Source organism: Shewanella sp. GJ50-10 (assembly GCF_055808815.1).
On the sequence record NZ_JBVVSS010000001.1, the window covers coordinates 3,042,455 to 3,062,869 of the forward strand.

The following is a 20,415-nucleotide window of genomic DNA, read 5'->3' on the forward strand; positions in this document are numbered from 1 at the left end:
AACTGCTGAATAAATGTGTCAACGAAACAACACTTCCTGTATGTATCATTTATAAACAATTCGATTCAGCAGTCTTTCATCCGCGGCCAAAATGAGTGATTACATTCTGGTTGAAAAACGGTAACCCGCACCGCGTACGGTCTGGATAAGCTTATCATGTCCAGAGTCTTCAACGGCCTTACGTAAGCGACGAATATGTACATCTACGGTTCTATCTTCAACATAGACGTTGGTACCCCAGACATTATCTAGTAGCTGTTCACGGCTATAAACACGTTCTGGATGTGTCATGAAGAAATGCAATAATCTAAATTCTGTAGGCCCCATATCAAGAACTGACTCACCTACCGATACTCGATGACTCACTGGGTCAAGTAGCAAACCCTGTACATCAATCGTTTCTTCTAAACGTGTTGGTGCACTGCGACGTAATACCGCCTTAATACGTGCAACCAGCTCCTTAGGAGAGAAAGGTTTAGTGATGTAATCGTCAGCGCCGACTTCTAAGCCTTTTACCTTGTCTTCTTCCTCACCACGAGCTGTGAGCATGATGATAGGGATTTGACGTGTAAACTCATCTTGCTTTAAACGCTTCGCTAATTGTATACCACTGCCACCTGGGAACATCCAATCCAACAAGATCAAGTCTGGATAAGGTTCTTGCAGTAAGTCTATCGCTGAATCAAAATCTTCAGCAGCAGATGTGGTAAAACCGTGTTGTTCCATAACAAAGGTCAGCATCTCTCTGATCGCTGATTCATCTTCTACAATTAAAATCTTAGCTGTCATAATAGTTTCTGTGATTAATTTGCCGCATGAGTATTATTGGTCAGTTTTATTACAGAAATATGATCTTAGGGCTAATAAAGCCTACAAAATCATATTTTTGTCATAAATCTATCATGTTTTAGCTTAGATCATTGGTTTAAAAACACACAAAGGAGACATGCGCCTCCTTTGTGATACTACTTTATTCTGATTAAATCGTTATGAATAACGACTCAATTTAGAATTTGTGCTCGATACCTACAGCGAAGTAGCTTTCATCGATTGAGATATCGATGATTTCGCCATCATCTTCTTCCACTGTACCCATTGAAGTACGGTCAGTGTAGAAGGCAAATAGTTTAGTTGGCTTGCCTAGTGAGTAATCTGCACCGATTGACCATGAATCACCTTTGTCTTCCATGTCTTGGTATTGTGCTTTCAACGTCACTTGTTGAATTTTGTATGCAGCACTTAGTAAGTAACCATCAATGCTTTCGCCGCTATCAACAGCTTCTTCTTGTTGGTACATACCACCTAGTACTAAACCAGCAATTTTACCTTGAACAGTTGCACGAACGATGTCGTAGCCAGCTACTTCTGAATCATAGGCAAGTGCAGCGTAAACTGGCGTGCTCTTAAGGCCTGAATCACCATACATAGCTGCAAGGCTGAAGCCATCATTTTCTTCTTGCTTGCTATCGCCTTCTGCAGCGTAAGTCACACCCACTTGGAAATCACCAAACTTAGGTGTTAAGTAAGTTGCAGTTTGTGCTAAACGGTTTTCGCCTTTGAATAGCGCTTTTAAATCACCAGAGTAATCGTTGAATTGGTCAACTTTACCTTGTGACTTTTTAAGCATCGTGTCGTTACGACCAACAGCAAAAGAACCAAAATCACCTTTTAAACCAACAAACTGGTTACGTGCTGTGAAGTTATCAGAGCTTGAGTTGCCCGTATCAACTTGATACTCAATTGTGTAGAACGCTTCTAAAGAATCGCTTAATTCAAATCCGCCTTTAACACCAAAACGAGACGCATTACTTTGAATTTCTGTAACTGAACCATTGCCTTCATCATTCGATTGAACAGTAACATTTAACTTACCGTATACTTCAAGAGGCTCAGCAGCGTGTGCAGTTGAAAGCGTAGCAGCGGTAATAGCTGAAGCAACTAGAGTTTTATAAAAAGCGTTCATCATTATCATCCTTTAGACATAATTTATTGGTGTTTTACACCTAGTTTTTGCTGCTATTTGGTTGGAACTAACAGATTACTGCTAACCAATAGCTTGGGAACGAGGCGAATATTGCACGCCTTTTGTTGCAGAAATATTTCAATCCGTTAATTTTATTTAGCCAACGCTAAATAAACCACACAACAAAACAAATAAGCCGCTGTTTTAAAAAGAAAATATAACCAGGTAAGCAATTATGACAATTTAATGAATTCTGTTCTAACGACAATCTTTCATCATTAACCTGAAGGTTTACCCCAGCGCTGTGATACCGTAAACTGCATTTTTAATTTTGATGAGCGCCTTATATGTGGTTTAAAAATCTCACCCTTTATCGTTTCAACAAGCCTTTCACTACCGATACCGAGGCACTCGAAACAGCTTTAGAAGACTTCACCTTTTCTCCTTGCTCAAGCCAAGACATCAGCAAGTTTGGTTTTTCCAATGCTTTAGGCAAAAAAGGCCAAGCCTTAGTACACAGTGCTGAGAACCGTCACCTAATTTGTGTCACCAAAGAAGAAAAAATCCTTCCTGGCCAAGTCATCAAGGAAGCCATTGATGAAAAAGTGGCGATGATTGAAGATCAAGAAAGTCGCAAAGTCACAAAGAAAGAAAAAGACGCGATGAAAGAAGAGATAACCATGACATTGCTACCGCGAGCATTTTCTCGTCGTAGTCAAACTCATGCGCTTATCATGCCTGAACTTGAAATGATCCTCGTGGACAGCTCTAGTGCAGCAAAAGCTGAAGAGTTATTGGCTTTATTACGTAAAGCATTAGGCAGCTTGCCTGTTGTACCTTTACATTTCACAACGCCAATTGAAACGACATTGACTGAGTGGTTACGTAACGGCTCATCTCCACAGCCATTTGAGATGCAAGATGAAGCTGAACTGAAATCAGATTCAGATGAAGGCGGCATAGTTCGCTTTAAGCAACAAGTGCTTCAAGAAGATGAAGTTCTGGCTCATTTAGCCACAGGTAAACAAGTGCATAAATTGGCACTTCATTTTGGCCAATCTATTGCATTTTTATTGCAATCAGATGCCAGCGTAAAACGCCTTAAATTTTCAGAAGAATTTAGAGCAGCGACTGATGATGTTGGCACTGAAGATCCATTAGCTAAATTAGATGCGGATTTCGCATTGATGGGCGGCGAACTTGTAGCCTTCATCAATTCGCTTAAGCAAGCACTTGGTCCAATTGAAGAAAATATTTAATTGCTGTCGATTTTCAACGCAATAGTTTGAAAATAAGCGTATAAATTTAAAAAGCCCCCACAACTTAGGTTATGGGGGCTTTTTCTTAACTTCGTTCTCTCAAAAGCGACTTATTTGAGAGAGCTTATTTGATAAAACCTCTTATTTAAGAAAGCTGCCAGCTTCATCAAATGGCCAATCAATTCCAAGCCATGCTTTTAAGAACGCTTTTTGCTCAATACTGGCGTCTTCAATACCTTTAATAGATAGCTCACCTTTTGGCTGCTCATCCAGCTTAATAACAATCTGCTTTAACTGATCATTATTAAACAATGACACTATAATCTCATCACTAGGTTTAAAGTCTTCTAAACGCTTTTTAAAGCCTGCGGCAGTCACTTTTAATCCATTAATGGCAACAATTTCATCTCCTGCAACCACACCGGCATTCCAAGCTGGGCTGTTACGGCTAACGTGTACCAAGGTTAGATCATCATGTGCACCGGTTAATCTTAATCCGCTATAAACAGTGGCCTCATCGTTTTTGCCATAGCTAATAACCAAACCCGCCTTTGCTAATAGCGAATCAAAATCTAAACTGAACGGCGAAGTAATATGTTGTTGCCACCAAGCTTGATAATCCTTGCCCGATAAACGGTTTAAAATACTTTTGACGTCATCGACGTTATAACCCTTAGGCAATTTAAAATCACGATACAGCTGGCGATGAACATCACGATATGAATGCGTTAACTCAGTATCACTCAGCAAGTTAAAGTCTAACGATAAAGATGCTAGATATCCTTCTGAGTAAATATTCACTCCGTGGTTTATCGCGTAATCCCCACCAGTATTCGTCCATTCATTAAGGCTAGCCTCTGATACGGATTGAATTTCACGACCCGGTTTGTGCATATTGCTATTCACTCGCTTAGCTAAGTCGGCAAAAAACTCCTTCGGAGTGATCACATCTGCACGCAGCAATAACTGATTTTGAAAGTAGCTAGTAGAACCTTCGGCCATCCAAAGTAACTCTGTCATGCTAGCTTCTTGATAATCGTAAGGCACCAATCCTTGTGGACGATACGCCTTTACATTCCAAGTATGAATAAACTCGTGTGAAGCCGTGCTGATAAAGCGTAAATAATCTTTGCGCTCTCTGAAATTAAAGCGAGGTAATTGAATAATCGTCGAGTTTAAATGCTCTGTAGCCCCACGAGCACCGCTGGTTGCATGTACCATATAAACATAACGCTCAAACGGATAGTCATCCCAAATAACGCTAGCTGTACTACTGATTTTTGTTAAATCTTCTACAACTTGCTTAGCGTCGTAATTGCCTTCGCCCCAAAAAACAAGTTCGTAATCTCTGCCATCAGCTTCGAAGCTATAGTGAGTGTTAACACCAGTTTCTATTGGGGAATCAATAAGCACATCATAGTTATCGGCAATAAAAGAATGAGATTTACGGCCCTTTTCCATACCTGAATGGCTATCCCACCCCTTAGGCACTTTCATTGATACTTTGACATTATCATCCCGAAACTCAGGGCTATACATAAACACACCACTGGCATCTAGATATGCATGAGTATTGTCGATATGACGCACCCGAGTACCTAAGTCATTGGCATAGAGCTGATAAGTCACATTCACTTCAGTAGGTTTAGTTAAGTTAACTTGCCATTCACCTGTAGCACTCCGCTGCCAAGTTAATGGTTTTCCTTGGCTATCTGTTGCTTCAAAAAGACGAATGCCGTCAGCTAACGGCAGCACAGCATACTTACCTGTACGCCATACGGGTAAGTTAACGGTTAACACATCAGCTGATGATTCGGGAAAGCTCACTTTTACTTTTGCTAAGTGATGCTGTGGTTGGGTTAAATCAATTTGGTAGTTCACTTCAGCAAGGCTATTTGCTGAAAAAAATACCCCTGCAGTAAAAATAGCCAGTTTTGAGACTTTCACTCTACATTCCTTCTGTTATTATTCTTGTTATGTTTTTTATGCATTGTAGTTATTTGTTTTCAATATCATACAAATTCTTTACGGTAAGTTTAATCTTTACGAAATAATATTATAACAAGCGAGATTGTTCGCCCACCCACTTCCAACAAAAGCTTACAAAAATAATAATAAGGTCGTTATTAATCCATGCAAAAACTCATTATTTTCTGTCACGCCTTACTGTTATTAATTGTAACGTTTCCTGCTCACGCTGAGGTTAACCAACAACGCGAAATTGAGTTTATGGAAACCCCCAATGTATTATTCGAGCGACTTAAAGCCCGTACTCAATTTCCACTGTCATTTAATAATCGCTCTGAATTTGAAGCCATTGCCGACTCTTTAAAGTACCGCCCTGATGAGTTACATGCTGATTTAGAGATTTTGGCGCGATTGTTTCTAGAAACAGCCCTTAAAGCTGAAGACAAAATTAATAACGCCCGTTTATTGACTCAGCAGCTTGAATCTCTTGCAGAAACACCAATGCATGAAGCAATTATTTTACTACTTGAAGGGAGAATAAGAGGCCTTGAAGATCAACAGTACAAACAATCGATCATTTTATTTAAAGAAGCCCTTAATAAAATAAGCAATATCAATGATAACCAAAGTCTAAATTTGCAATTTATACTGCATCAGAACTTAAGCTCTTTACACACATTAGTGAAACAAGACACGCAAGCCTTATATCATTACAAACGCTACCGTGAAATTGCCTATCGACTGCGTAATGATTACTTCATCGCCCTATCTGAAACAGCAATAGGCATTTACTACACGGGCCGCAATCAACTCGCTAAAGCACTGCAACATCACAGTGAAGCTTATCGAATTTCAAACCGTTTAAACTATCCCGTCATTCAAGCGCAAACTCAGTTTCAGCTATCTCGGGCTTACCGCGACCTAGGTCAATGGGATGAAGCCCTTAAGAATGCCAACGAAGCCGCAATCAGTTATCAAAAGCTGGGGCGAGATGCATCTCAGTCTAAAGCGATGACTGTCATTGCAATGATCTATGCTAATCAAGAACAGTGGAATAAAGCCATTGACTACTACCTGAATGCACAGCAATTAGATGAAAAACATAATCGAAGAATAAGCCAAGGGCTTAATTTCCATAACATTGGCGAAGCCTATCTTCATTTAAGTAATTACCCTTCAGCCATGAGCTATTTACAAATGGCTAATGATATATTTAGAGAAAAAGGGATCATGCATTACTTGGTTTATAATGAGTTGCTATTTGCCCAAGCATTGTCTGAACAGTCATTGTGGAAAGAAACGATAACTCACGGGATTGCCGCATTAATCATAGCCGATTCAAAGCAATTACCTGATGCGCAACAAGAAGCACTTGAATATTTAGCCAAAGCATATAGAGAAGAACGCAATTACCCTGCGGCTCTAGAAATGATGGACAGATTAGTCCAAATGCAACAAAACACTGAAGAAGAACCTGTTGAAGAAACACTCACATCAAACTTAACTGAAGAAAAATTAAAGTTTGAAATCAATATCTATCAACACAAACTCAGCGGTTATATTAAAAATAGTAAAGATCAGCAAATGGCTATTATCATCTTGCTTGCCGCCATCTTTATTTTATCTTTTGCCTGGCTTTATAGCTTAAAAAGATTAAACAGCTTCAAACAACAAAAAGCCTTACTTGCTAATCAAGTCCTACAAGAGCCTCAAACTCAACTTAAAGGGTACCAAGGGCTATTACACTGCATGTCTGATGAGAGCTCACCTAAAACCATAGCTCTGGCTAGTGTTAAGCTATTGGCCGATTTAGACAATGAATTTGGACTTACAGAATCTAAAGTCATCACCGAAAACCTAATCAATCAATTTGAAGCACAATTAAGCTGCAAAGTTTATTTGATTAAACCCGGTGAGTTTGCATTCTGTTTTACTGACCCTTTACCACCAGAGCAAACTTTAATTCAAATATCAGAGGTACTTTCTCATCAAGCGTTAACAATCAATACTAATGTGCCCAACTACTCTGAGTTACAGAATCTTGAGTTAGATTGCATCATGGGTCACATCAATTTGCCTTTGTTGGCGAACCCGGATTTAAGACTAACCACCGAATTACAGTTTGAAACGGTACAATATGCATTGGCAGCAGCAAAAAGCATAGATATAGGCCATACTTACGTCAGTATTCGAACATTAAACTTTGCACCAGCAGCAATCTTTTTTAAACCTCTATATTTAAACCTAACTCATGCATTGCAAAGAGGTATTATTCGAGCAGAGACTAATAGGGCTATTTCGGATATCAAATGGCCTAAAAATTAACCACTAAAATTTCAGTTAGTTCAGCTTTCATACGAACTTGCCGATACATATATATAGTTAATTGATAGCGTATTAAAAGTGTGGTTTTTACTATACAATCTGTAACATTCAACTCGCTAGATGATTGAAGTTGTTAGTTATTTATTTGTTCATTTCAGGGAGCCTAAACGCATGAAAGATTCTTCAACTGCTGTTTCGCAAGTTTCACTATTAAAACAGAAACTTAATTCAGCTAAGTTGGCCCTCGAAGAAATTCATGAAGATCGTAATGAAAAATTACGCACTTTAATCCAATTTTTAGGGCATTTGAGTCTAGCTTGCAAAGGACAAAACCTGGAACTTGATAATCGTTTAGCTAAATTACGTCATCATCTGCAAGGCTATGATCAGATTGATGAAGCACTGCCAGAGTTAGTGGAAATTGAACGCCTGTTAAAAGGCCAGTATCACCACACAATGACCCGTTTAGAAGAGAGTCGTACTAGTCTATCTCGTGTCATCAGCCAGATACAAAGAGTTGACTCAGCCCCTGATGAAATTAAAAAAGAAATTAATTACTTCAAAAAAGATCTCAATAAGCCTATCCATACTATATGGGAGTACATCCCAAAAGTAGAGCAAGTCATTAGTTTTTATGAACATATTCTTCAAAAGGAATTTGCAGATAGCGATGACCATGTCATCTTGCCTCAGCACCTAATCCTAGCGAAAGAGCTGGCGCATAAAATTTCAGAGATAGAGTTTAGAAAAGAACAGCGCGATCAAATTTTAGTGATGAAAGAAGTATTAATGGGTGATATTAAACTCAATACCTTACTTGAATCCTATCAAACCATTTTGAGTTTATTGCTCAACAACATTGCCCGTGAGAAAACGGCTTCTCAAGACTTCTTATATTCATTAAATGATGCCATTAGTGTGGTGCGCGATGTTGTCACCAACACAGCAAACAACAACGATCGCTCACAGCAAATTAAGACTCAACTTAATAAAGAAATCAACTTACGGGTAGATAATGCAGATGGAATTCTAATTGAATCCGATGATTCATTATCATTAAAGACAGCGCTTACCGTACAACTTGCTTCACTAAAAGATGCCCTGAGTCGTAAAGAGGCATTGGAAAGTCGGGAACAAGCTTTATTACGTAAATCAATCGAGTCGATGCGAAAAGAACTCTCAAGCATGACTAAAGAAGCCAATGCCTATAAAGAAAAGCTATTCGAGCATCAAAAACTTAATTTACTCGATCCACTGACACAATTACCTAACCGGGCAGCTCTCGAAGATCGTATGGAACAAGAATTTAGAAACCATAAACGCTTTAATACCCCACTTTGGGTGGCTGTCACTGATATTGATTACTTTAAATCTGTGAATGATAACTTTGGTCACAGCACGGGTGATAAGACCTTACAAGTTATCGCAATGGCGCTTAAAAACTCCCTTCGAGAGAGTGAATTTGTCGCAAGATATGGCGGTGAAGAATTTGTTTTATTGCTACCAGAAGTCAATGAAGACAATATTGGTTTATTATTAAACCGTGTACGAGAAAAAATTAAGAACATTCCTTTTAAATTTAAGAATCAGCGTATTACCGTCACATTATCCATTGGTGCAGCAAAAGTTATGGACAACGAGCGTATCGAAGAGACATTTGAACGTGCTGATGCTGCGCTATATAAAGCCAAAAATAATGGCAGAGATAGAGTCGTAATCGATATTTAATATCAACTGCAACTCATCTCTTTGAGGAGTTGCATATGATTGTAAAAATAAGTCCCAGAGGCAGTTTAGATCAACTGTCTCAAATGGAAGTAAATCGCCTTAAACAAAGCGCTAAAAGCGAACTATACCAACTTCTTAGAAACTGCTCTTTAGCCGTTCTCGCCTCTGGTCTGCAAAGTGATAGCTCTGAAGCGCTATTCGACACTTACTCCAATTTTGATATTAATGTACTGCAGCGTGAGCGTGGCCTACTCATCGAGTTAATTAATCCTCCAGAGCAAGCCTTTGTTGATGGCGAAATCATTGCCGGAATTCAAGAGCATCTTTTTGCAGTACTACGCGATATTGTCTATATCGATAACAAATACGATAATTTAAAACACATCAACCTCACCAATGCCAGTCACATAACCAATGTTGTGTTCGATATTCTGCGTAATGCTCGAGTCATCTCGCCGATGAAAGATCCTAACGTCGTGGTATGTTGGGGCGGCCACAGTATTAACGCCATTGAATATCAATATACTCGGGAAGTCGGCTATGAACTAGGCTTGAGAGGCCTAGATATTTGCACTGGTTGTGGCCCTGGGGCCATGGAAGGACCGATGAAAGGCGCAGCTATTGGTCATGCTAAACAACGGGTCAGTAATGCCAGATACATAGGACTGACCGAGCCCAGTATTATTGCAGCCGAACCGCCAAACCAAATCGTCAATGAATTAGTCATATTACCTGATATTGAAAAGCGCTTAGAAGCCTTTGTTCGCTTAGGCCATGGAGTTGTTATTTTTCCTGGCGGCGCAGGTACTGCAGAAGAACTGCTTTATATCTTGGGCATTTTACTAAACCAAGCCAACCAAGAGCTGCCATTCCCACTCATTTTAACCGGCCCTAAAGAAAGCGCAGATTATTTTACCGAAATCGATGCTTTTATTGGTGCAACACTAGGTCAAGAAGCCCAGGACAAATATCAAATCATTATTGATGATCCTGTAAAAGTCGGTCGCATAATGAAGCAAGGCATGCAAAAGGTAAAAGAGACACGCAAAAGTTTAGGCGATGCCTATCAATTTCAGTGGTCATTAAAAATAGAGCCAGAGTTTCAACTACCATTTGAGCCTACACACGATGTGATGGGAAATTTGCATCTATATTTTCAGCCAAATAAAGCAGAGCTTGCGGCAACACTTAGACGTGCGTTTTCAGGTATTGTGGCTGGTAATGTAAAAAGCGATACTATCAAATTAATCGACGAATTTGGCCCCTTTGAAATCCGCGGTGACAAACAGTTAATGACGATGATGGATAAACTGCTAAACGCTTTTGTTAAACAGCAAAGAATGAAACTGCCAGGTAGCGCTTATGTCCCTTGCTATCAAATAGTCTCCCAAGACGAGTAAGTTAGGAATAACAAAGTAAAATACAGTGCCTTGTTTAATATCATGTTAAATAGCTATATGATTAGTCATCATAATCTGCATCACATGGAATAAATTATCCTGTGATGTTAAAAATAAAATATTCCCTGCAAGGCTCTATTAAGCCGTGCCACCAGCAACGAAAAAAGATTAAACATGAATAAACTATTGATCATTGATGGTCTCAATCTTGTTAGACGTATTCATGCTGTACTGCCAGATGAAAATGACATCACCAGTGTAAAAGAGCGCACTATTTCAGCGGCCAAAAAACTGTTAAAACATCATCAACCCAGCCATGCCATAGTTGTATGGGATGGCGATGAGGAGTCATGGCGAAAACAGTTATACCCTGACTATAAAAAAGGCCGCAAGCCTATGCCGGCGCCATTAAAGTCAGGCTTAGCTGATATCAAAGCAGCTTTAGCTGAAGTCAACGTGCATTCACATGACGCACTTTCTGAAGCCGATGATGTCATTGCGACTTTAGCGACAAAGATTGCTGAAAATAATGGTCAAGCCATTATTGTTTCTACCGATAAAGGCTTTGGCCAAATCAGTCAGAATAATATTGATATATGGGATCACTTTAAGCAGCAATATTTTGATATTAAAGAATATGAGAAAAAACTCGCTGTGCAGCAAAATCAAATTTTGGACTTTATTGCCTTAACCGGCGACTCAGGAAACAAAGTCCCTGGCATTGCTGGAATTGGCCCTAAGTCAGCTGCTGACTTACTCAACAAATTCAGAAGTCTTGCCAACTTATATAAATCAATTGATAACCTAGGAGCAAAGCAAGCTCAGAAGTTATTAGATGGTAAAGAAATGGCACGAGTGAGCTATAAACTCGCCCAACTTCAATGTCATATGCCACTCAATATCAATCTGAAACAATTCAGAGTCCCTTCTAGTCATGAAGGGAGAGTTTAGATAATGAAGCCTTCCCTATCGTTTCTTATTGCCTCAATGTTTATTGCTTATGTGGTATTCGCCATTACTGTAGTACTCGTCTATGAACCCCGCCCTGAAGACCGCAGCTGGCAGGAAAGACAAGAGTTTAATCATAGAATGCTTAGTGAAATCACCATTGGCCAGAGTATTGCGAGTATTCGTCAAAAAATGGGCCGAGCAGACTTCACCGAAGCTAAAGCCACCGCAGATGCTAACTTTCAAATTATGTTTTACCGCACGCACCACGTGAAATCTGACGGCAAAACAACCAAAGATGAATGTACTCCATTATTATTTAAAGATGATCAGCTCATCGCTTGGGGACAAGAAACTTACGATCAGTTTCTACAAATCCCAATATTGAATGTTGTCATAGAATCAACACCCGCTGTCAATTCGCAACCCACTTCTGTCGAGCAAGAACAGTCCGCGAGTTCTCAGCAACAGTAACACCTCGTAAAGATGTAAATGACAGAAATTGCAGTCATAAAAAATGCCACTTAATGTGGCATTTTTTATGTCTTAATCGGTCAAAGCCTATGATTAAATAGGCCGTTAACCTTTGGACTATTTATATTCTTTATAAGCCTCGCCTTTCTCTAACCACTCTGGTGCTTTTGCCCCTTTTAAGTAATGGTCAAAGTACTGCTTCATACGAATTGTATAATCCAGTTTATTAGGGTATTTCTTCAAATGATGTGGCTCATCTTCATATTGTAAAAACACGACATCTTTGCCGGTGCGTCGCATAGCTAAATAAAGTTCAACTCCTTGCTCCCAAGGCACAGCATCATCCTTGTCACCAAACATGATCATCATAGGTGTTTGAATACGCTCGACATAAAAAACAGGTGAGTTCTCAATGTATTTTTGTGGAGATTGAAATAGGCTTTCTGCAATACGGCTTTGTCCTGTCTCATATTGGAATTGACGCGCTAAACCAGAACCATGACGAATGCCACTGTAAGCACTGGTCATATTCGATACTGGCGCGCCAGTCACTGCCGCTTTAAAGATATTGGTTTGAGTCACTGCAAAAGCCGTTTGGTAACCGCCCCAAGAGTGACCTTGAATACCAATAGCATTAGGATCTGCAATCCCCATATCAATCAGCTTTTGTACTCCAGAAGTTAACCCTTTAACTGCTGATGCACCAGGATAGCCGACTTCAAAGCGGATATCTGGTAAGAAAATAGCGTAACCATTATCAGCATACCAAGCAAAGTTTGGACGATGATTAATTGCCATGTGAGGGAACGAATGTAAACGGTCACTCATAAAGCGATAGAAGTAAACCATCACAGGGTATTGTTTACCCTCTTGATAATTAGTTGGCTTAATTAATACACCATCGGTTTTGCGGCCATCAGCATCGCTCCACTGAACCAGTTCAGCACTGCCCCAATTAAAGCCAGCACGTTGCTTATCCAGATCCGTTTGTTTAACCGCATCATTTGGTGAAGTCACACTTGCGGTGTAAAGGTCTGGGTATAAATCATAACGCTCTTTTGAATACACAATGGTGTCAGCATTCTTACTGCGTGCAAGGACTTTAAGCTTAGCTTTACTATCCACTAACTCAGTCAATCCGGGGACGCCAATCGTCGCACTATATAAACTGTCTGCTTTAGTCGATTCGTTATAACCATGAATTAGCACTGACTGTTCCTGAGTCACTTCAGCTGGAGCATTTTGATCTTCATATAGACCTTCAATTCTCAACTGCGTACTCGTCTCACGGCCTTGGCCTTTTGTTAGCATGAATCCGTCAAAAGACGATGTATTGAACTGCCAGACATCATATTTGTCATATGCGATAATGCCAGAACCATCAGCTAACCAAGGACCAAACCCATAGCTTGGTGCATTACCTGGGTAGTCGTGGTCTTCATTGGCAAAACCCACATTAATATTTCTTGAAATAGTGTGCTTTCTTACTCCTGCAATGTCATACATAAATAGCTGACCTTGCTGATAATATGCAACAAAACGAGCGTTTGGTGACAAAGTTGGCATTTCATTAGTTGGGTGCTGCGTTAATAACTGCTGCTTTCTGCCCGTGTTTAAATCAACTAAATACACATCTTGATAAAAACCTGCCCAAGTAATCATCTTCTGATAAGGCACATCAGAGGTCGCTAACAAGTAACGCTGCTGCTCTCCATACTGAACATTTGGGATCGTTTCATCGGCAAGTTGAACAATGCGATTAGCATTAATATGAAGCACGGCTAAGTAAGTGCGCTTTACCTCTTTTGAATATTGTTTGATTTCATGTGGCTTAATTTTGGGATCATCGCCATGCCAGACTTTTAAGTTGCGCAACCCTGTTACCACAGTTTCATCAAATAAATCAGCTTCGGTTTCTATTTCAGCAAGCGAGATAACTTTATCAACCTGCGGAACACGGCCTAAGAAAAGGCGTAAACTGTCTTCTGAGAAAAAGACTTTAGAATATTGGTTTAAGGTCCAATCATCATCTTGTGGGGTTTCTTTAAGTTTGAAAGTTTCCAAGCTCAATAACGAAAGCTGATACTCTCGCTCATCACGATCATCAGTTGCGGCGCCTTGGGTAAAGGCTAACCAATTACCATCGTCAGATAGACTCAACTCACCTATTTGATTATCAGTACTTTTATACAATTGCTTTAGCGTATTATTCGCTAGGTTTACTTTTTTGATGAAATGTTGCTTTGCTTTGATGTCATTTATGGCAACAACAAAGTTCTTACCCACCCGGTCAAAAGTAAATTGAGTGACATTGACAAAATCATGGCTAGAATTGTCAGCTAATTTAATCAGCTTAATCTCGCTACCAATGTCTTTTTCATTGATTTTAGGCGCATCTTTATCATCTGAATCAGCCTGTTTTTCATCTTCAACGTCAAACCAGATCGCTAAAAATAATCCATCATCACTAAACTCTGCCTGTTTTACCTTTTCGAAACGTTGTTGTTCACCCGTTGCGGTATTCAGTAATGCCAGTCCAGAACTAAGCTCAGACTTCTTTAAAGTTTCTTTATCTAATAAAGATGGATTAAGCGTTGCGATAGCATAGCTACCTTGGCTATTTACTTGAACGTCTGATCCGCCCGCTATGACAAACTGCTTCTTAGATTCGATGATATTGATTAAAGCACGGCTATCGCCTCTATCAGGCATAGCTTCAACAGCTAATGTTCTTCCATTATCAGAAAGTACAGGCTGTTTAAGCGTTTCAAAATGCATGATGTCATTCAGCGATAAAGAAGTGGCTTGCTCAGCCGCGGTAAGCGACATTGACGCTGTCAGTAACGTCAAAGGAATAAGTTTATGTAACTTCAAAGTCATCCTCATTATATTTATTATTTTAAGCAGTTAAGCCTTAATGACTCATTTCTACTTCAACCTTGAGAAACGACACATTTGCTTCAATTTGAAATATATCGTTCAGTATCGTATTAAAATTAGCGAACTTGATAATAAAGGTTGTTTATTAAGCTGTTAGACCAAAGTCGTCTGTTCAAAAAATCTAACCGCAATAAGCTGTCTTGGTAAATCGACCCGCTAAGTTAACGTTTCAGCAACAATCGAAGTCGAAATATGACGCATATTGAACCTTTAAATTAAGCTGTTGTGAATATCTTAAAGCAATCAGCTGAGGATTAACTTAAAAAATATAAAAAATATGTGATTAAACTCACTAAATCCTGTAAAAAAATTTCAAAATTCGTTAAAATGCGCCGCAACAAAACCGTTAGTTAATCGTCCCGTAACCGTGTTATTAACACTTACAGGAAAATGCAGTAACCACTAAGTGGAAGGACTATCCATGCCAAAACGTACTATAACTGTAATCCCAGGTGATGGGATTGGACCAAGCATTATCGATTCCGCTTTAAAGATTCTCGACAAGGCTGGTTGCGACTTTGAATATGAATTTGCAGACGCCGGTTTAGCCGCACTAGAAAAACAAGGTGAATTAGTACCACAGCGTACCTTAGACCTCATCGAGAAAAACCGTATTACTTTGAAAGGTCCACTTACTACACCAGTGGGTGAAGGCTTCACTTCAATTAACGTTAGTCTACGTAAAAAATTCAGCTTATACGCTAACGTACGTCCAGTGCTTTCTTTTAAAGGTACTCAAGCACGTTACGACAATATTGATATTATTACCGTTCGTGAAAACACTGAAGGTATGTATTCAGGTTTAGGCCAAAAAGTATCTGATGACGGTGCTACAGCAGAAGCCACCAGTATCATTACACGTCAAGGCGCAGAGCAAATCACAACATTTGCTTATGAACTTGCACGTAAAGAAAACCGTAAAAAAGTCACTATCGTCCACAAAGCCAACATCATGAAATCTACTTCAGGTTTATTCTTGAAAGTAGCTCGTGAAGTTAGCCTACGTTACCCAGATATCGAAACAGAAGAAATGATCGTAGACGCAACTTGTATGAAGTTGGTTATGAATCCAGAAAACTTCGATGTCTTAGTTACCACTAATCTATTCGGCGACATTTTATCTGACTTATGTGCAGGCCTTGTTGGCGGCCTAGGTATGGCGCCAGGTGCTAACATTGGTAGTGACGCTGCAATTTTTGAAGCTGTTCACGGTAGTGCACCTGATATCGCTGGTAAAAACTTAGCTAACCCAACTTCAGTTATCCTTGCCTCTATCCAAATGCTTGAATACTTAGGTATGGCTGATAAAGCTGAAATGATCCGCAGTGCAGTTTCTGCAGTGATTGAAGAAGGTGACCGTACTACTCGTGATTTAGGTGGTACTCATGGTACTACTGACTTCACTCAAGCTGTTATTGACCGTTTAGGTTAATTTCATACAGGCAATAAGTCGGTAATATAAAAGTTTTAAAAAAGCCCTTAGTGATTCACTAAGGGCTTTTTAATATCTCTTATTTATTCGCTATATAAACACGTAATGCCAACTCGCGATGTCAGTTGTGACTTAATCGTGAAAATTCCAAGCTGTATTAGGCTTAACCCATAAATGCACTGTCACTTCATCACGATCATGATAAAGGTGCTTACATTGGATTTTAAAATCATCGATTTCATTTTCTTTTAAAATCTCAGCCATAGTATCAAGAATTTGTTTGACTTCTTTATAACGGCTTTTCATTGGCAGTTTTAAGTTAAAAATTGCTTCTTTAAACCACCCATTAATCGCCCATGCTTCCATAAGCTCAGCTACGCGTGAAGGCTTTTCAACCATGTCACACACTAACCAATAAATGTTCTTTCTTGGCGGCTCAAAGCGGAAACCGTCGGCGCGGTAGTGACGTACTTGTCCTGTATCCATTAACTTTTGATCCATAGGGCCATTATCAACAGCAGCAACAAACATACCTCGACGAACAAGTTGATAAGTCCAGCCACCTGGACAAGCACCTAAATCGACCGAATGTAAGCCAGAACGGCAGCGTTGCTCTTGTTCTTCTTTAGTTAAAAAGTGGCCAAAAGCTTCATCTAATTTAAGACTTGAGCGACTTGGTGCATCAGCCGCCATTTTAAGGCGTGGAATACCCATGAAATGTGGCGAGCTATTATTAGTCAGCGAATAACCGACATAGGCTTGACCTGGTGCCACAAAACAAACGTGGATAATCGGTCTTCTATCATTTTCTTGCGCAAGTAAAGAGCCTGACTTTTTTAAGCCTTGGCGAAGTGGCACAGTAAATTTGCGACAAAAACCTGAAAGCTCTTTTGCTTCGTTGGTATCTGGGGTCTCAACTCTTAACTCACCAGCTTTAGTTACTCCCGCTAATGCAGCCACAATTGGCGACATGCGATCAGTTTCTGGCAAATCTTTTAATAAGTCATTTGCTGCAAACATTTGTCTAGCAAACACGAGTGAGTTTAACTCAATTTTTTTAGCTAGCTGCTCACCACCATCTTCTTCAAAGCATTGGTAAATAACATAGGCATCGTTGGTATTGGTTTTAACAAAACCACCAATATTCAAGTCAGCTGCGCGCTGTTGAATTTCTGCAGCACAATCTTTCTCATAGCCTGCACGGCAGAACAAAAATAGGTTTTTCATGGTGAACCTTAAGCTTCAATAACGCCGCTCTATAGTGAGTAGCGTTAGTGTGTACGAATAAAAATACAATAATGAGCTGCATTATACGCAACTTTACTGACACTGTGTAAATTGAAAAGACAAAAAACCAAAACAAAAAAAGCAGCTGAAATGATGTATTTCAGCTGCTTTGATTAAATATTGAATGTTATGTTATACAGCTAACTAGCTTTATCGTCGTCATTTTGCTTAAAAATCGCCACAGCAAACAACAACCAGCCTAAAAGCATACAAAACCCGCCCATCGGCGTTATCGGACCAATCCATTTAGCGCCCGTGAATGCATACACATATAACGAACCAGAAAACAGCAATATGCCGACAAAAAACAAACCTGCTGCCCAATTAAGTAATTTTGAAGATATCCAATGGCCGGCAAATGCCACAGCAATGATCGCAAAGGTATGATAAAAATGATAATCCACACCTAGCTTAAAAATAGCGACAAGTTCAGGTGGGGCGATATTTTTAAGTCCATGAGCGCCAAAAGCACCTAACCCTACCGCTAAAAAACCGCTCAGTGTCGCTAACAATAACAAGCCTTTTTTCATTTCATTGCCTTTATAAATTCTACTATCATAAAAAGTGATTAAATCTGTGATGTTATAAACTGCTGACATTGTTTAACGCAGGCTTGCAAATTAGCCTCTAAGCTTGTACCTGACGACTTCCTAGGTTTAAAACTATGATCGCCATCAGTAATCCACCCTAATGAGATTGATTCATCAATTGCCCAATTTGGGATTTCAGCTTTACCACCAAATTTATCTCGCTCCCCTTGCAACACCAACACTGGAGTCGTCGCATTATTAATGGGAGCTAAACGTGGTTCGCCACCTTTAAGCGGCACAAACGGGTAACCTAAACACACAACACCTTTGATAAGCTTTTTAACTTGCTCAAACTCTGGGTGGATTTCCACTTTAGCAATGTCACTTAACTCAGGGGTCATTAGCATCGCTGACATTCTACCTCCCATGGATTTACCCATGAGGAATATATTTTCTGCGACTAAACTGCCGTCTTTAATTTGATTCGATACGTCAGCTAAAACCTGTTGATAGTAATTAAGCAACTTAGGCGCTCTATCAGGCGGTCTGCGTTTGCCATCTTGCATATTGGCTTGCATGTACAAAAAATTAAACCGTAAAACTTGTACACCTGTTTTGGCTAGGTCTTCAGCTACTTGTTCCATAAATTCTGAATGCATATTGGCGCCGGCGCCATGAGCAAATATCACTAAGGTTTTACTTGGCTCACCCAGTAAAATAGATTCAATGGCCTGTATGGGGTTGTTAGCTACTACGTCATCAACTTTCATCATTTTTTCTATTACTGCTCATTGCGTTTAATTATTGTACTAGGGCCGTATTAGCCACCAGCCAGTAGTTCGCTACGGGACTCTTCAGCAAACATGTCCACCATCCACTCTCTAAACGCAGACACTTTGCCAAGTTCTGAGTGATTCTGCTGACAAACCAAATAATAAGCATCTTTGCTGACAAGCACTTCTGAAAAAGGACACACTAGTCGACCAGCTTTAATATCAGGTCTTGCTAGTACGCTATAGCCCAATGCAACACCTTGACCATGCGCCGCAGCCTGCAAAACTAGTGACGAATGACTGAAGATAGGACCTGAGTTAACATTAATTTCACTAATCCCGCATTGTCTAAACCAAGCCTGCCAATCATGGCGGCTTGAGTCATGTAATAAAGTATGATTTTTTAAATCGCTGGGCTTCTCTAATGGTTTAGGTCCACTCAACAATAAAGGCGAACATACTGGAATAAGCACTTCATTACGCAATTTATCGGCGCGTAGTCCAGGCCAGTTTCCTTGGCCATAATAAATGGCAACATCCACGTCATCAGTTAACGAATCAGCTTCACTATCCACGGCTTTAATTCGAACATCAATATCAGGATTTTTCTCGCTAAATTTTGCTAACCTTGGCACAAGCCATTGAATAGCAAAGCTTGGAGACATACTTACGGTTAACGAACCAATTGCACTTCTGGCTAAAAGACGGTCGGTGGAATCCCCAAGTTGGATAAATATATCTTTAATATCGAGGAAGTAACTCTGTCCTTCTTCGGTTAGTAACAAAGAACGGTTTTTACGTCGAAATAGCTTTAAGCCTAAAAAATCTTCTAACGCTTTGATTTGATGACTCACTGCCGCTTGAGTGACAAATAGCTCTTCTGCTGCACGAGTAAAACTCAAGTGTCTAGCAGCTGCTTCGAATGCTTTAACAGCATTTAAAGGTGGCAATCTTCTCGACATAGTGATCAATCTCTCGTTTTTTAATTAGTTTTTCTAATGATTATCGTTATTTTTTGTCGTTTGTAAAGAACACTCTGTTCGTTTAAATTATAACCATTGAAATATAGTGAGTTGGACAATCTCAAAATGGAAAAGAGGAAGTGTCCGACAGTGTGATTTGTCAGCCCGGAGGCGACCCTTTATGTTTAACTTAAAAACTTTAGCTACTGTAGCTTTACTCTCTTCTTTTACTTTTGCTGCGAACGCAACTGATACCACCATTGATATCAGCGATCTTCAAGCATCAATCAACGCTGAGTTTGAACAAAGCATGACAGAAATGCAGAACAACGTTGATGTCGATGTAAAAAGCACCTTAGTTGCCGACAAAGAAGACCAAACTGTAGTGACTACAGCAGAAGTTCGCATTGCTGAATAATCTACTGT

Annotated in this window: 16 protein-coding genes; 8 read left to right on the forward strand and 8 right to left on the reverse strand. The window is 39.7% G+C overall.

Going from position 1 to position 20,415, the window contains the following annotated elements; genetic code table 11:
- Positions 1-99 precede the first annotated feature (99 nt).
- Both phoB and AC0L4E_RS12820 read right to left on the reverse strand, forming a co-directional pair.
- The gene (gene phoB, locus AC0L4E_RS12815) at positions 100-789 is read right to left on the reverse strand and encodes a phosphate regulon transcriptional regulator PhoB (protein ID WP_102529072.1); all 690 of its coding nucleotides are present in this window, start codon (positions 787-789) and stop codon (positions 100-102) included.
- A 217-nt stretch (positions 790-1,006) separates the two neighbouring features.
- Positions 1,007-1,966, reverse strand: coding sequence for a porin (locus AC0L4E_RS12820; RefSeq protein ID WP_473679493.1), 960 nt, complete (start codon positions 1,964-1,966; stop codon positions 1,007-1,009).
- A gap of 344 nt (positions 1,967-2,310) precedes the next feature.
- On the opposite strand from AC0L4E_RS12820, the gene rdgC reads away from it, so the two are divergent.
- Entirely contained in the window at positions 2,311-3,222 is a 912-nt protein-coding gene (rdgC, locus tag AC0L4E_RS12825; RefSeq protein WP_473679494.1) for a recombination-associated protein RdgC, read from the forward strand.
- Positions 3,223-3,363: 141 nt separating this feature from the next.
- On the opposite strand, the gene AC0L4E_RS12830 is transcribed toward rdgC, so the two are convergent.
- Positions 3,364-5,169: a M61 family metallopeptidase gene (locus AC0L4E_RS12830; RefSeq protein ID WP_473679495.1), complete on the reverse strand. Its 1,806-nt coding sequence runs from the start codon at positions 5,167-5,169 to the stop codon at positions 3,364-3,366.
- A 186-nt stretch (positions 5,170-5,355) separates the two neighbouring features.
- On the opposite strand from AC0L4E_RS12830, the gene AC0L4E_RS12835 reads away from it, so the two are divergent.
- From AC0L4E_RS12835 to AC0L4E_RS12855, 5 genes are all read left to right on the forward strand, one after another.
- On the forward strand, positions 5,356-7,515 hold the full coding sequence (locus AC0L4E_RS12835; RefSeq protein ID WP_473679496.1) for a tetratricopeptide repeat protein: 2,160 nt from the start codon (positions 5,356-5,358) through the stop codon (positions 7,513-7,515).
- A gap of 171 nt (positions 7,516-7,686) precedes the next feature.
- On the forward strand, positions 7,687-9,243 hold the full coding sequence (locus AC0L4E_RS12840; RefSeq protein ID WP_473679497.1) for a GGDEF domain-containing protein: 1,557 nt from the start codon (positions 7,687-7,689) through the stop codon (positions 9,241-9,243).
- A gap of 35 nt (positions 9,244-9,278) precedes the next feature.
- On the forward strand, positions 9,279-10,643 hold the full coding sequence (gene ppnN / locus AC0L4E_RS12845; protein ID WP_473679498.1) for a nucleotide 5'-monophosphate nucleosidase PpnN: 1,365 nt from the start codon (positions 9,279-9,281) through the stop codon (positions 10,641-10,643).
- 174 nt (positions 10,644-10,817) lie between these two features.
- On the forward strand, positions 10,818-11,594 hold the full coding sequence (xni, locus tag AC0L4E_RS12850; protein ID WP_473679499.1) for a flap endonuclease Xni: 777 nt from the start codon (positions 10,818-10,820) through the stop codon (positions 11,592-11,594).
- 3 nt (positions 11,595-11,597) lie between these two features.
- Positions 11,598-12,065, forward strand: coding sequence for a DUF3192 domain-containing protein (locus AC0L4E_RS12855; protein ID WP_473679500.1), 468 nt, complete (start codon positions 11,598-11,600; stop codon positions 12,063-12,065).
- Between the two features lie 117 nt (positions 12,066-12,182).
- Here AC0L4E_RS12855 and AC0L4E_RS12860 read toward each other — a convergent pair whose 3' ends face one another.
- The gene (locus AC0L4E_RS12860; RefSeq protein ID WP_473679501.1) at positions 12,183-14,945 is read right to left on the reverse strand and encodes a S9 family peptidase; all 2,763 of its coding nucleotides are present in this window, start codon (positions 14,943-14,945) and stop codon (positions 12,183-12,185) included.
- A gap of 481 nt (positions 14,946-15,426) precedes the next feature.
- Between AC0L4E_RS12860 and AC0L4E_RS12865 the strand changes: the two genes are divergently transcribed.
- Positions 15,427-16,437, forward strand: a complete 1,011-nt coding sequence (locus AC0L4E_RS12865) for an isocitrate dehydrogenase (RefSeq protein ID WP_220754816.1) — start codon at positions 15,427-15,429, stop codon at positions 16,435-16,437.
- 132 nt (positions 16,438-16,569) lie between these two features.
- On the opposite strand, the gene rlmM is transcribed toward AC0L4E_RS12865, so the two are convergent.
- The 4 genes from rlmM to AC0L4E_RS12885 form a co-directional block, all read right to left on the reverse strand.
- Entirely contained in the window at positions 16,570-17,664 is a 1,095-nt protein-coding gene (gene rlmM / locus AC0L4E_RS12870; RefSeq protein WP_473679502.1) for a 23S rRNA (cytidine(2498)-2'-O)-methyltransferase RlmM, read from the reverse strand.
- A 200-nt stretch (positions 17,665-17,864) separates the two neighbouring features.
- Positions 17,865-18,254: a DUF423 domain-containing protein gene (locus AC0L4E_RS12875; RefSeq protein ID WP_473679503.1), complete on the reverse strand. Its 390-nt coding sequence runs from the start codon at positions 18,252-18,254 to the stop codon at positions 17,865-17,867.
- Between the two features lie 38 nt (positions 18,255-18,292).
- Complete coding sequence (locus AC0L4E_RS12880; protein ID WP_473681644.1) at positions 18,293-19,024, reverse strand: alpha/beta family hydrolase; 732 nt, start codon at positions 19,022-19,024, stop codon at positions 18,293-18,295.
- Between the two features lie 50 nt (positions 19,025-19,074).
- The gene (locus tag AC0L4E_RS12885; protein ID WP_473679504.1) at positions 19,075-19,989 is read right to left on the reverse strand and encodes a transcriptional regulator GcvA; all 915 of its coding nucleotides are present in this window, start codon (positions 19,987-19,989) and stop codon (positions 19,075-19,077) included.
- Between the two features lie 181 nt (positions 19,990-20,170).
- Between AC0L4E_RS12885 and AC0L4E_RS12890 the strand changes: the two genes are divergently transcribed.
- Entirely contained in the window at positions 20,171-20,407 is a 237-nt protein-coding gene (locus AC0L4E_RS12890) for a hypothetical protein (protein ID WP_473679505.1), read from the forward strand.
- Positions 20,408-20,415 lie beyond the last annotated feature (8 nt).